The organism is Moraxella tarda (assembly GCF_035181405.1).
In the GTDB taxonomy this organism is placed as follows: Bacteria; Pseudomonadota; Gammaproteobacteria; order Pseudomonadales; family Moraxellaceae; genus Moraxella.
This window is the reverse complement of sequence record NZ_JAYGGV010000003.1, coordinates 307,913-320,524: the sequence shown is the minus strand read 5'-3', so window position 1 is coordinate 320,524 and position 12,612 is coordinate 307,913. Positions and strand designations below refer to the sequence as shown.

General features: G+C 42.1%; 12 protein-coding genes. 3 read left to right on the top strand and 9 right to left on the bottom strand.

The window, feature by feature from the left end:
- Positions 1 to 34: 34 nt before the first annotated feature.
- The 8 genes from U9670_RS05865 to recN form a co-directional block, all read right to left on the bottom strand.
- Positions 35 to 535: a hypothetical protein gene (locus U9670_RS05865; RefSeq protein ID WP_323841014.1), complete on the bottom strand. Its 501-nt coding sequence runs from the start codon at positions 533 to 535 to the stop codon at positions 35 to 37.
- A gap of 11 nt (positions 536 to 546) precedes the next feature.
- On the bottom strand, positions 547 to 1,152 hold the full coding sequence (locus U9670_RS05860; RefSeq protein ID WP_323841015.1) for a class I SAM-dependent methyltransferase: 606 nt from the start codon (positions 1,150 to 1,152) through the stop codon (positions 547 to 549).
- A gap of 188 nt (positions 1,153 to 1,340) precedes the next feature.
- The gene (gene xerD, locus U9670_RS05855; protein WP_323841016.1) at positions 1,341 to 2,270 is read right to left on the bottom strand and encodes a site-specific tyrosine recombinase XerD; all 930 of its coding nucleotides are present in this window, start codon (positions 2,268 to 2,270) and stop codon (positions 1,341 to 1,343) included.
- Positions 2,271 to 2,272: 2 nt separating this feature from the next.
- Positions 2,273 to 2,503: a sulfurtransferase TusA gene (gene tusA / locus U9670_RS05850; protein WP_323841017.1), complete on the bottom strand. Its 231-nt coding sequence runs from the start codon at positions 2,501 to 2,503 to the stop codon at positions 2,273 to 2,275.
- Positions 2,503 to 2,976, bottom strand: coding sequence for a hypothetical protein (locus tag U9670_RS05845; RefSeq protein WP_323841018.1), 474 nt, complete (start codon positions 2,974 to 2,976; stop codon positions 2,503 to 2,505). Before U9670_RS05845 ends, tusA begins: the two co-directional genes overlap by 1 nt.
- A gap of 83 nt (positions 2,977 to 3,059) precedes the next feature.
- The gene (ruvX, locus tag U9670_RS05840) at positions 3,060 to 3,554 is read right to left on the bottom strand and encodes a Holliday junction resolvase RuvX (RefSeq protein WP_323841019.1); all 495 of its coding nucleotides are present in this window, start codon (positions 3,552 to 3,554) and stop codon (positions 3,060 to 3,062) included.
- Positions 3,554 to 4,120, bottom strand: coding sequence for a YqgE/AlgH family protein (locus U9670_RS05835; RefSeq protein WP_323841020.1), 567 nt, complete (start codon positions 4,118 to 4,120; stop codon positions 3,554 to 3,556). The genes ruvX and U9670_RS05835 overlap by 1 nt, the downstream gene beginning before the upstream one ends.
- A gap of 60 nt (positions 4,121 to 4,180) precedes the next feature.
- Positions 4,181 to 5,854 carry a DNA repair protein RecN gene (recN, locus tag U9670_RS05830; RefSeq protein WP_323841021.1) on the bottom strand — a complete coding sequence of 558 codons (1,674 nt, stop codon included), beginning with the start codon at positions 5,852 to 5,854 and terminating at the stop codon, positions 4,181 to 4,183.
- A gap of 243 nt (positions 5,855 to 6,097) precedes the next feature.
- Here recN and rlmB point away from each other — a divergent pair, with 243 nt between their 5' ends.
- Complete coding sequence (rlmB, locus tag U9670_RS05825; RefSeq protein ID WP_416381499.1) at positions 6,098 to 6,937, top strand: 23S rRNA (guanosine(2251)-2'-O)-methyltransferase RlmB; 840 nt, start codon at positions 6,098 to 6,100, stop codon at positions 6,935 to 6,937.
- A gap of 105 nt (positions 6,938 to 7,042) precedes the next feature.
- Here rlmB and nqrM read toward each other — a convergent pair whose 3' ends face one another.
- Positions 7,043 to 7,309 (bottom strand): (Na+)-NQR maturation NqrM, encoded by a 267-nt coding sequence (gene nqrM, locus U9670_RS05820; RefSeq protein WP_323841023.1) that lies wholly within the window; start codon positions 7,307 to 7,309, stop codon positions 7,043 to 7,045.
- Positions 7,310 to 7,728: 419 nt separating this feature from the next.
- Here nqrM and U9670_RS05815 point away from each other — a divergent pair, with 419 nt between their 5' ends.
- Together U9670_RS05815 and U9670_RS05810 are read left to right on the top strand one after the other, a co-directional pair.
- Positions 7,729 to 9,555, top strand: coding sequence for a transferrin-binding protein-like solute binding protein (locus tag U9670_RS05815; protein ID WP_323841024.1), 1,827 nt, complete (start codon positions 7,729 to 7,731; stop codon positions 9,553 to 9,555).
- Positions 9,556 to 9,648: 93 nt separating this feature from the next.
- Positions 9,649 to 12,471 carry a lactoferrin/transferrin family TonB-dependent receptor gene (locus U9670_RS05810; RefSeq protein ID WP_323841025.1) on the top strand — a complete coding sequence of 941 codons (2,823 nt, stop codon included), beginning with the start codon at positions 9,649 to 9,651 and terminating at the stop codon, positions 12,469 to 12,471.
- Positions 12,472 to 12,612 lie beyond the last annotated feature (141 nt).

Genomic DNA, 12,612 nt, shown 5'->3' with positions numbered 1-12,612 from the left:
TGAATGATGTTGATATTAATATCGATATGACCAGTCATTGTTTATTATTCTGACAAATCACATTTTTACACCAGCCCAAATAGATATGCTCGGCAATTTTGCCTTGTTGTTCAATATTATAATCCCAAAAATCTTTATGCTCATCAAAGACATAGTGATATGGGTTGTATTTTTTAAAAGTTAAATAATAAAGGGCTTGCAAAATCGCACCATGCCATAGCACATTGATGCCGTGCTGATATTGCATGACATGGGTCATCTCATGAATAAAGATCTGCTGATATGCCCTGCCGTGTGCTGAATAGTCGTCTCGGTAATGCCTATCGCCAACAAAAATAAAACCATTGGGTGCGATGAAGATATTCTCAGGCTGCCATGGGACATAAGGGCAGTTGGTGATTTTTACTGTTTCATAATCAATCAAATTGCCAAATATACTATTAGCTAAGCCAATCTCACCAGTGGTCAAAGCACGAACAATAGGCTTGTTTTTGTGGTATTTTTTGATAAACCATGGCAGACGAAATGGATTCATGCTTGGTGCCATTATTCTTTTATTGCCATTGTTACCGTATAAGTTTTGCCTTGTTTTAGCTTGTCTGAGTTACCAAAAACTTCGGTGAATGAACGCTTCATGAAGTCTCTAAGTCCATTGATGGTAACCACATAAAAGCGACCACCCATTTCCATGCGTTCATAGGCATCTAGTAGGTACAAATAGTGCTGTTCTTTGCTTGCCTTGGCGGGTAGATTGCTCATCACAAGGCTAAATTGTCGCTCTTTTGGCACATGTGCAAAGCCATTTGATAGCATGACTTCGGTGTTGGCAAGACCATTTTTTTGGCAGTTTAGCTTGGCGTATTCTACTGCCACAAAGTCTTTGTCAATCAATAGGTGTTGCCCATCTTGACATTCACGAGCCGCCGTCATGCCCAGTACGCCATAGCCACAGCCTAAGTCAATAGAATTATCATTGTGCCGAAAGTCAATGTAGTCAAGTAGCATCAGACTACCATCGTCAAGCTTTTCTGGGCTAAAAATCCCCCAAGTGGTACGAAAATCAAAGGGTTTGCCAAGCACCTCTTGGCAAAAATTGATGTCAGCTCGCCAAAATTTGGCTTTGTGTTGTAGGTCTGCTAGGGTGGTGGTCATATTCTTGCTCTTTTAAATCTTCTAAAAAGTTCTATGATACAATAAGTCCATCAATCTGACAATTTTTCTAAAATAATCGCTGGTTTTTGTCGCTTGGCAGGCTTTTGATGCTAAGATGATGCTAATGATGGAGTGTTAGACTTGGCTACCTTGCTTGGCTTTGCTTACTTATTTGTGGATTTGTCTGATCAGCCCCTAGGGTGGTGTTCGCCATGCAACACTTGAAGTCTGGCGGTGGCAACATGGGTGTAAATCTGCGTGGTGGATAGATCGCTGTGTCCTAGAAGTAGCTGTACGCTACGCAAATCTGCCCCATGATTGACCAAATGTGTGGCAAATGCGTGTCGCAGAGTATGTGGAGATATGTCAGTTTTGATGTCAGCAAGTTTGGCATATTTTTTTATCATGTGCCAAAAGTTATGCCGTGTCATGTAGCCACCTTGTTCGGTCAAAAAAACTGCCTGACAGTCAGTTTTTCCTGCCAATAGCTCGCCTCTGCTGTAGGTTAGATAGTTTTCTATGGCATTTTTGGCATATTCTCCCATGGGGATTAGGCGAGTTTTATTGCCTTTGCCTGTAATTTGTAGCCAGCCAGCATTCATATTAACTTGTTCTAGTGATAGATTGACAAGCTCGCTCACTCGCAAACCACAGGCATACATGATCTCAAGCATGGCCTTATCACGCAGACCTAAAAGACTGCCATCTGGTGTTTCTAGCAATTGGGTAACGGCGTCTTCAGACAGTACTTTTGGTAAGGGTTTTTGGATTTTTGGGTTTTTGATGTCTTCGCAAGGATTGTCTTTGCGTACTTCATTGCCGATTTGCCATAAGAAAAATTGGCGTAGGCTGGCAAGCATTCTGGCAATGGTGCGTGGGTTTTTACCTGTGGCTTGGGCAGATTGTAGGCAATAATACACATCTTGTTTATCCCACTTGGTTAAAGGCTTATTGGTTGTTGCTAGGCAAAGACGCAAATCTGTCATGTATGCGTTGCGTGTGCGTACAGACAGGCCACGAGCCAGCATGGCGGTACGAAATTCTGTCAGATAGATGGGGTCTGCATCGTCATGGTTGATGCTGGGTATTCTAGGCGTGCGAGCACGAATCTTACTCATGATTATGCCAACTTTTTAATCACGACATAGCGATAGCTACCATCAGCCAGCACCTCTTCGCTTTGTAAGATATGTCCTAAATGGCGACAAAAATTTGGAATGTCTCTTGTTGTTGCAGGATCGGTAGCAAAAATCTCAATCTGCTCACCGCTTTTGGCTTGTCTGATAGCTTTATGCAGTAGCATGACAGGCTCTGGGCAAATTAACCCTTTGGTATCTAGGATGTGGCTCATTAGGTATTCTCTGGGTTGTTTGATTGACTTGATTTATCTTCCAAAAAATTTAAAAACTTTCTTAAATTGACTCTAAATACATATGGCATGGCAAACCACGCCACCATCGCCAAAAAAATCGCCATAAAAAAGGTTGTGGTCTTGCCGTAAAAGGCATAATTACCCAGTGCAAACAGTGTTAGACTCATGGCGGTTAAAAATATCAATACCAAAATTGCACCCTGCATGATTTGATATCGCCATAAAAAAAACAGATGAAATAGGCTGATTGGTATGCTAACTCCAATCAATGCATAGGGTAGATAATGAAAGGCGTAATAAATCATTGCATTGTCTTTAAAATTTGCCATGCTTGCTAGCGTGCCAAACACGCTAAAACAAATGATGGCAACCATGCCAAGATATACGCTGATGTTGGCAAGGTGTAGGGTTTCGGTGGTGCGGGCAATAAGAGTGCTGGTATGATCATTCATGAGTTTTTGGTGTGATGTTGTGGTGTTAGGTGGCTTATTAAGATTTAATGATTTTAAAATGACAAATGAATGTCGTGTGGCAATCAATCTTTGCCCTTATGCTCTTTGTCATGATAACTGCTGACATATTGGGCAAGCGTCGGTGCGTTAAAATACCCATCAATCAAGATGCACGCTGCGATGTCGTCGATTGGTTCGTATTCACTTGATATCCAGCCACGCTCCCATGCCAAATCTTGGGCCTGTCTTGATGACAGGCGTTCATCATACATGAACACACGAGCCAAAGAGTGTCGTTCGCCTAGGCGGTGTGATAGGCGTCGGGCAAACTTGGCGGCACGCTTTGAGAGCATAGAGTCTGTGCCATCCATGTTTATGGGTAAGCCCACTAAAATTTCATTAATTTTCCAAGCCTCAATGATGCCAAGTAGGTTGTCCCAATCTGGCTGACCGTTGTTCATTGCCAAGATGTCAAAGGGGCGGGCGTCCATTGTAAGAGAATTGCCCAGTGCCATTCCCATTTTTTTGATGCCAAAATCTAGGGCGAGAATGAGTTTTGGTTGTGTACTGTCAATCATTAGGCAAACCCTGCGGTGCTGACAAAAGTATCTGGATTGATGCCAATTTTACCATAAGCCTGATTTAACCGTTCATCAAATGGCGTGCGGAATAAAATTTCTAAATCAGATGGGCAAACAAGCCAATCGCCTTGTGCCACCTCAGCCTCTAACTGCCCTTCGCTCCAACTACAAAAACCCATGCACATCAGATAGTGTGCCACACTGTCTGTTGATAGATGTTCTAAAATGTCTTTGCTGGTTGTTAAGCAGACACTTTCACCGATGGCAAATGATGAATGATAATTTGGCAATCCTGTGTGTAGTATGAATCCTGCCTCTGGACGCATCGGACCACCATCCAACGCAGGTGTGTTCATGGTGATTTGTGAGCTAGGCAATTCAAGTTCGTTGAGCAGTCCGCCGACTGAAAATGGTAGGGGTTGATTGATGATAAAGCCCCATGCACCATCGATGGTATGCCGACAAATATAGATGAGCGTGTTTGCAAAGTGATCATCATCTAGGCTGGGTCTGGCCGCGATGAAGTGATGAGCAAGATTTTTAAAATTTTTGGTATTGGCCATTGTTTGGTTTTTTTGGTTATTTTGGTTGGTTTGTCAATTCTTTTAATGCGTCTGATGTGTTTAATCTTGCGTGATGTCAGCAAGCAGGCTTTTGACATGGGCGCGTGTGGCATCTGTGATATTGACACCACCTGACATTCGTGCCAGTTCATCAATCTGATATTCGCCTGTGATGATGCTGATGTCGCTTGTTGTCTGTTCGCCATGGTTTTTATATACCAAAATATGACGATGTGCAGCGGCGGCAACTTGGGCTTGATGCGTGATGGCGAGTAGTTGTTGATATTCGCCAAGGCTGCGTAAAAGTTCGCCCACCACTTGTGCTGTGCCACCGCTGATACCAACATCAACCTCATCAAAAACCAGTGTTGGACGATTGTCTTTGCCATCGCCTGTTACCATGACCTGCATCACAAGTGCGATGCGAGACAATTCACCACCTGAGGCGACTTTGTGTAGCGGCTGTGGTGGCATACCGACATTGGCACTAAACAGTAAAGCAATATCGTATTTGCCATGTGTATTGTAGCTGTTTTCATCTTTGGGATAAAAGGCAAACTCACAGTGTGCGTTTGGCAGTGCCAATGGCGATAGTTGTGCTTGTAGTTGCCTACAAACATCTGGTGCGATGGCGATGCGTGCCTCATCAAGAGCATTGGCCGCCATCAGATAAGCCTTATAAGCCTCTTTGACTTGCACATCTAGCGTATCATTATCGGGCATGGCACCAAGTTTATCCAGTTCGGCCTGCCAATCATTGGCATCATGAATGAGTTCGTCAGCAGGCGTGTGGTATTTGCTTGATAGGCGATGAGCTAAACTGAGTAGATTGTCCAATTCGTGCAAGCGTTCTTCATCGGGCAAAGATTGCTCGGCATAGTCGGACAGCTTAGCAGCAGCGTCCATGATGTGTTCTTGGGCCAGTGCAAGTAACTGACCACATTCACCAAATAATTTGCTTTTATCGGCACTATGATCACACAGTCGCATCGCACGCCCAAGCAGGCTTACTACGCTCGGTTCGTCATGATTATCTAGAATATTCACCGCTGTCATTGCTTCTGTCATTAAAGCTTCTAGGTTGGATAGCTCGTCATACTCATGCTCGATCTCATGAAGATTTACCGATAATAGTGGCTCGATGTCATTGAGTTTTGCTGACAGTAATGCCATGCGGTCAGCCCGCTGTGCTGATTGACTTTTGGTGTTGTCGGCTTGTTTTTTGATGGTTTGCCAAGCGTGATAAGCATTCTTGGTGGCAACTTTTAGAGAGGTGAGTTTGCCAACTTTATCCAGCCAATCGATGATAAATTGTGGTTTTAGTAATTCTAATCCTGCGTGTTGTGAGTGGATATTGACTAGGATTTGCCCAAGTGATTTGAGTTCGCTGATGCTTGCTGGCACGCCATTAATCCATGATTTTGAGCGACCTTGCGTACTGATTTTTCGGCGAATGAGCAGAGTATCTTCTTCCAATTCTCGTTCATGCTTGGCAAACCAAGCGGCCACCTCGTCATTATTTGATACATCAAATTCACCAAATACACTTGCTTCATCATGGCCGTGGCGGACGATACCACTATCAGCACGCTCACCTGTACACAAGGATAATGCGTCTAAAATCAATGACTTGCCTGCCCCTGTCTCGCCTGTGATGACATTAAATCGCCCATCAAAGCTGACTTCTTTTGCATCAATTAGGGCAAGATTGTTTAGGCTTAAAGAGACTAGCATAGTGATGTTCTTTATTTTGTAAAAAGTGGTGGTTTATGATAATCAATTTATGTGAATTTGGCAATTTATGAAATGTAATTTTCATTGATGATGGGTGGTTTGATGAACAGTGTGCGTATAAACCCTTGCTTGTACAGATGAAATTTTGACAATTTGATACAAATTTGCCACAATAGCAACATCATTCTTAACCAAGCCAACTTCATGTCAAAACCACATAAAAACCATCGTTCATCAGATAAATTGTTTGACAAAAAAAATAAGCCTACCAATTCAAATGTCAAACTGGCGACTAAAAATACTAAAAATAAATCAAATCGCACCCCGCATTTTTACGGCGTTCATGCTGTTATTGCTTTATTAAAGTATCGTCCACATGATGCACTGACATTGTTTGTGCAGATTCGTGAGGACGGGTTGGTCAGCCAGACACACGATGACATCATTGCTTTGGCAAAAGAGGTTGGCGTGAGTGTGCAAATGACACATAAGGACAGGCTGTCCGAATTATGTGACAGTCATCAGCATCAAGGTGTTGTATTATCGGCACGACTGCCACCAATGTATGATGAGACATATATGGCTGAGCTTGCTCAAAAGTCTGATGTGCTGTTTTTGGTACTGGACCAAATCACAGATACACATAATCTGGGGGCGTGTCTGCGTTCAGCAAGTGCAATGGGCGTGGATGCTGTCATTGTCCCTAAGCATCAAAGTGTCTCCATGACACCAGCGGTCGCAAAGGTATCGGTGGGGGCGGCAGAAGTGATCCCTGTGATTGCCGTAACCAATCTGGCTCGTAGTCTTGATATTCTTAAAAAAGCAGGCGTGTTCGTCTTTGGTACAGCACTTGATGAGACTGCCAAACCCTTGTATGCTTGTGATTTTAGCGGAAAAGTCGCTGTCATCATGGGTTCAGAAGGCGATGGCATGAGAAGGCTTACCCAAGAGTATTGTGATACTTTGGTGTATATTCCCATGGCTGACAATCCAGACCGCCCACAAAGCCTAAATGTCAGCGTTGCCACAGGTATGGCATTGTATGAAGTGGCAAGGCAACGAGTGGGTGTGTCCGACTGTTAAGATTGGCAATCAGACATTGATCAGACATCTGCTCCGTATGGAATAAATAAAACCGCAGTAACAAACCAAGCGATCAATAAAGGGTGGTTGATACGCCCTTTTTGTTCATGCTTGCCTGGTGATTTGCTCTAGCTTGGTTTGCTTGGTACGCATTGATTCTTTGTTTTCATCGGTTAGGCTTTCGCATTTATTAGGGTCATTGCCACAAAATTGGCAATATTCATCGCCCATTAAGGTTGCTACCCCGCCACATGAGCCTTTGAGAGGTTTTTTTTGTATCAGATAACCAACCCCCATGAACAAGAAAAACAGGATAAATACACCAAGTGTAACCAAGAAAATGGGAAGAAATTGAGAAAGTATGTCTGACATCAGCCCGTCCCTTATCAATGAATATTTTTAATTTATTATAAAGAACTTTTATAAAAAAATCAGTCTCTTTTTTTGTAAGGACTGATTTTTTTTTTGCTAATGGCTTGCCATCGCTTTATTGATTTGTGTATTTATGAGGATACAAATTGAAATAATATTTCTGTAGTATTGACATAATAATAAATATTATTTACAATTATGAATAATTATCAAATGACTTTTATTTAAGTCATGTTATCAAGTTAAGTGTTGTCAGGCAAAGATGTGGTTAAGTTTTTTTTTGTTTTCATCTGATTTGTCCATCAAAAAAAAGCTGTGATGGCTTTACTGTGAGCGGTTTTTTCTTTAAACATATCATTGCTTAACAATGTTTTATTGCTTTATTTTTATAAAAATACAAAACCATTTAGGAGGATTGTATGAAATTGTATGTAAAAACGCCCCTGAGCGTGATGATTGGTGCCTTACTATTGACCGCTTGTGCCAGTAATGGCGGCAGTTTTGATGTCAATCATGTTAAAAATCCTAATACACAGGGTGCACAACAAAACACAAATGCACCAAGCACACCCAAAGAGCCTACCTATCAAGATGAGCAAGGTGATAGACGCACGCTAGATGGTGCAGTTCAAGGTCAGGAGCCTGCTTTGGGGTATATTGCCGAAATTCCAAGACGGGGCAATAAAACAGATAAGGTCAGTATCAATGACGCCTCTATCATCAATCATCGTTTGCAAGACATTCCAGAACATTACAAAAAGCTATTGAGCCAACAAGACAAGGCCAGTGAAGAAATTGTTTATTCACATGATAAAGGCGTACTGTCTCGTAATCGTGATATGCAGTATGTGCGTTCAGGATATATTATTGATACTGAGGCAGGGGGCAGTTGGGTAACTGACAGCGAGAAAAAACGCCAGCTATATGTGGGGCCTCGTGGCTATGTATTTTATCAAGGGGCAACACCATCATTCATCATGCCTACCCAAAAAGTCAAATATGTAGGGACTTGGGATTTTACTTCTGATGCTGACAAGACTCGCTCTTTGCCTGATGGCTTTACAAGTGATAATCAAAATAGCCCTGGCAACTTGTCGGGTGCAACATCGCTTGATGCGTATGTCAACAACCGTATTGAAGGTGCTAAAGTTGGTCATGGTAGTGAGTTTGAGGTGGATTTTGGGGCAAAAACACTGGCAGGAAAATTATACAGTCATGGTTATGTTGCCGAATCTAAGGCATCAGAGCAAACCAACACCGAGCGTTACCAAGTCAATGCCACACTAAAAGGCAACCGATTTAGTGGCACAGCGACCGCTACTGATAAGAGCCATACCATTTTTGGTCAAGATGGACAGCTTGAAGGTGGGTTTTTTGGCGAAAAAGCTGAAGAGCTGGCTGGTAAGTTTTTGGCAACAAATAAATCACTATTTGGGGTGTTTGCTGCCAAGCGTGATAAGCTAAGCGATGATAATTTGGAGCATAAATTTGATGCTATTGGCATTGATACAGCCACTTTGAACAAATTTAGCATGGATACTTTTGGGCAAATCACCCATCTCATTATTGATGGTAAACGCTTGGCGTTATTACCTGAGGGTATTGCTAGCTTTGCTGGTATGGACTTTATCCATACCAGACAGGTAGATCATAATGGTAAAAAACTTTCTGTTAGCGTCTGCTGTAACAATTTGGATTATATTAAATTTGGTGTTTATGGCACGGTCAATCAAGAGGGTGGTGTCATCATCTTAAAAGATGGCAGATTGTTTTTGGTGGGTGAGCGTACCGAAGCTGACAAAATGCCCAAAGATGGCAAGGCTTACTATCGTGGTACATGGGAGGGCTATTTTGACAGCAAAGATGATGGTCGCAGATGGACGGTATCTGCCAGTGCTGATAAACAGTCTGGTACACGCAGTCTTTTTGAGGTGGATTTTGGTAGCAAGAAGTTTGATGGCAAGCTGATTGATAATGACGGTCTGGATGATCGCCCTGCTTTGATGTTAAATGGCGTGATCGCAGGCAATGGTTTTAGTGGTACAGCCAAGACAGCTAAGGGTGGCTTCAATCTTGATCCTAAAAGCACAGGTGCTGCTGCGATTGTCAATATCAATGCAGGTTTTACTGGTGGTTTTTATGGGCCTAATGCCTCAGAACTCGGTGGGGTTATCCATCATAAAAAAGAGGGTGAGGATGGTATTGCGGTGGTTTTTGGGGGTAAAAAACAAACGAAAAAACCTTAAATATCAATACCAATCACTGAATTTGTAAAAAACCATTGGACTAGATATCAATTAGGTATCTAGTCTAAATTTAATCTAGCAATAGGAAAAAATATGCACCAGTATAAATACAATTTATTATTTTCGGCAGTCAGTTTGGCATTATTTGGCAACTCAGCTTGGGCCCAAGAGCAAAATACCAATAATATCAGTAGTGCTAACAATGCCAATATTGAGCCTGTTGTTGTTCTTGAAAATATTGACATTGTCTCGCAAAAAAAAGCAACACGCAAGACTAATGAGATTACAGGTTTGGGCAAGGTGGTAAAACGCACTACCGACATAGATAAAGATTTGGTACTTGGTATTCGTGATCTGACTCGCTATGACCCTGGTATTTCTGTGGTGGAGCAAGGTCGTGGTGCAACCTCAGGCTATGCGATACGGGGTGTAGATAAAAACCGTGTTGCAATTATGGTAGATGGATTAAATCAGGCTCAATCCTATGTGGCATTAAAAACCCAAGCAGGTGGCGGTGCTATTAACGAAGTTGAATATGAAAACATTAAAAATATTGAGCTAAGTAAAGGGGCCAGTTCTGCTGAATATGGTAGCGGAGCTTTGGGTGGTGCAGTGGGTTTTGTTACCAAAGATGCTTTTGATGTCATCAAGCAGGGAAAAAATTGGGGGTTGGACAGTAAGAGTGCTTATAGTAGCAAAAATGATCAGTGGACGCAATCAATAGCAGGGGCGTTTCAGGCCGATAAATTTGATAGTATCTTGATTTATACGCACAGAGAGGGTAAGCAAACTCTTAGCCATAGCGACATTGATGCCAAACAGCATAGCTATCAGCCGTTGGTGGGTTATTTTAATCGTTATGATTTAATCAGTAGTCAGCCTAACACTTACAGCAATGCTTATTATTTGGTTAAGAATGATTGTCCAACGCTAGATTGCCTACCTTTGCCTTCTGCTGAGGTCAATCGTAGCACATTGTCGGTGCGTACCACACCCATATTAACCGACGAAGAGCAGGCTCAGGCTGATCGTACGCTTTATCCTACAAAAACTGCCAGCACCAAAGAATATACAGGGCGTGACCGTGTTCATGCCAATCCGATGGATTATAAAAGCAAATCTATTTTTTATAAGGCGGGCTATAGTATTGATGATGCCCATCGTTTGTGGACGGTCATTGAGCATACCAAACAGTACTATAATATCCAAGACATGACCCTACCCGCTTATTACACCAAGGATAGTCATGGTGTTAAGTCTTTAACTCTGGGTGGTAATTTGGGCATTCCTGATGATATTAACAATCCGTTAAGCGGTTTGGTATTTGATGCTGGTAATACTGGTAAATACGGTGCCAGATATAGTAACACACGATTTTTTGACGAAGTGCATCAAAAAAATCGTTTTGGTTTGTCGTATCAGTTTACCAATCCAAACCAACAAGGACTTCTTGATAAAGCAACGGTGAGTCTGGATAATCAAGTGGTAAATTTGGACAGTACAGTGCATTTGATGCGTTGTAATGACTATCCTAATCTGGGTCGTTGCCAAGCAAGCCTAGATAAGCCTTGGTCATGGTCAGGCAAGGAACATAATAAATATCAAGAACGTATCACGCTGGCACAAACCAAGCTTGAAAAAAGATTTGAGATTGCCAAAAGTAAGCATCATGTGGGTGCTTTGATTGGTGTGAGCGATCTTAAATCTGTGCTGGATCGTGGGGCATTGTCGTTTAACTATGTTTCGGGCGGATATAAAACCCTATATAAAGGAGCTAAACACGCAGCGACTGGCATTACTCCTTGGGTGTATGAGCGTTTGCCAGTTGCCATGCAGTCGGGTACCGCTTGTAATGCAAACAGTGCTGATAATAACAGCTGTCAGGCTCGTGTCATTACAGGAAAAAATGCTTTTTGGGCACTTAAAGATCATATACAAATTGGCGACAAGGTGGATTTGGGCTTAGGTCTTCGACATGATACATACCAATTTCGCTCAGATGATGAATGGACAGCGGTGGGTAACTATAAAAACTGGTCGTACAATGCAGGATTGACAGTACGCCCAACGGACTATTTAGCATTGTCTTATCGCTATTCAAACGGATTTAGAGTGCCTGCTTTTTATGAAATGTATGGCATTCGTACGGGTGCATCTGGAAAAGATAACGCACTTACCGATAAGGATTATAAAAGCCGTGTAGCTCCTCGTCCTGAAAAATCTACCAACCATGAGTTTGGTGTGGGCGTGTCAGGACGGCTTGGTACACTTGAAGCCAGCTATTTTACCAATAAATACAAGGACCTAATTGCCAAAGGGGATAAAAAAGATGGGGTGCTGATCAGTGATTATTATAATATCCAAAATCTTCTTTTGGAGGGTGTTAATGTGCTGGGTAAGATTGATTGGTATGGCGTATCTGATAGACTGCCTGATGGGCTATATTCTAATATTGCGTATAATCATATTAAAGTTAAAGACCGTCATATTTACAAAGGCTTTACATTGACCACCGATCCAATTTTAGATGCCATTCAACCTGCTCGAATGGTGGTAGGGGTTGGTTATGACGCTCCTGATGGCCAATGGGGTTTTAATCATAGCCTTACCTACTCTATGGCCAAAAATGCCGATGAACTGACTGGTTCTGCTTACTATGGTAGCAATATTGCGTTGGCCATTCCCAATAAAGGCTCTCGTAGTTGGTATACGCATGATTTGATAGGCTATTTCATGCCTCACAAAAATATTACTGTCCGAGCGGGTATACATAATTTGATGAACTACAAGTACAGCACTTGGGAGAGTTTGCGTCAGTCGTCTATTAATGCGGTCAATCAGGATACTGGGACAAATCATGTCCGATATGCTGCACCAGGTCGTAATTACACCGTGTCTTTGGAGATGAAATTTTAAAATAAAAATCATCATTTGAATCAGTCGCACGCTAAGCGGAGTGCGACTGATTCATAAAATTTATTCATAAAATCAAAAAAATTATGATTTGCACGGTTTTTAAAAATTTGTAAGATTGATAAAAATAAGCCCCCTTTATGG

What these genes read in the sequence shown, in the direction of transcription:
- ruvX (WP_323841019.1), bottom strand. Translation starts at nt 3,554, where the DNA reads ATGATTGACAGTACACAACCAAAACTCATTCTCGCCCTAGATTTTGGC.
- U9670_RS05845 (WP_323841018.1), bottom strand. Translation starts at nt 2,976, where the DNA reads ATGAATGATCATACCAGCACTCTTATTGCCCGCACCACCGAAACCCTA.
- xerD (WP_323841016.1), bottom strand. Translation starts at nt 2,270, where the DNA reads ATGAGTAAGATTCGTGCTCGCACGCCTAGAATACCCAGCATCAACCAT.
- U9670_RS05810 (WP_323841025.1), top strand. Translation starts at nt 9,649, where the DNA reads ATGCACCAGTATAAATACAATTTATTATTTTCGGCAGTCAGTTTGGCA.
- U9670_RS05815 (WP_323841024.1), top strand. Translation starts at nt 7,729, where the DNA reads ATGAAATTGTATGTAAAAACGCCCCTGAGCGTGATGATTGGTGCCTTA.
- U9670_RS05865 (WP_323841014.1), bottom strand. Translation starts at nt 535, where the DNA reads ATGAATCCATTTCGTCTGCCATGGTTTATCAAAAAATACCACAAAAAC.
- tusA (WP_323841017.1), bottom strand. Translation starts at nt 2,503, where the DNA reads ATGAGCCACATCCTAGATACCAAAGGGTTAATTTGCCCAGAGCCTGTC.
- U9670_RS05860 (WP_323841015.1), bottom strand. Translation starts at nt 1,152, where the DNA reads ATGACCACCACCCTAGCAGACCTACAACACAAAGCCAAATTTTGGCGA.
- U9670_RS05835 (WP_323841020.1), bottom strand. Translation starts at nt 4,120, where the DNA reads ATGGCCAATACCAAAAATTTTAAAAATCTTGCTCATCACTTCATCGCG.
- nqrM (WP_323841023.1), bottom strand. Translation starts at nt 7,309, where the DNA reads ATGTCAGACATACTTTCTCAATTTCTTCCCATTTTCTTGGTTACACTT.
- recN (WP_323841021.1), bottom strand. Translation starts at nt 5,854, where the DNA reads ATGCTAGTCTCTTTAAGCCTAAACAATCTTGCCCTAATTGATGCAAAA.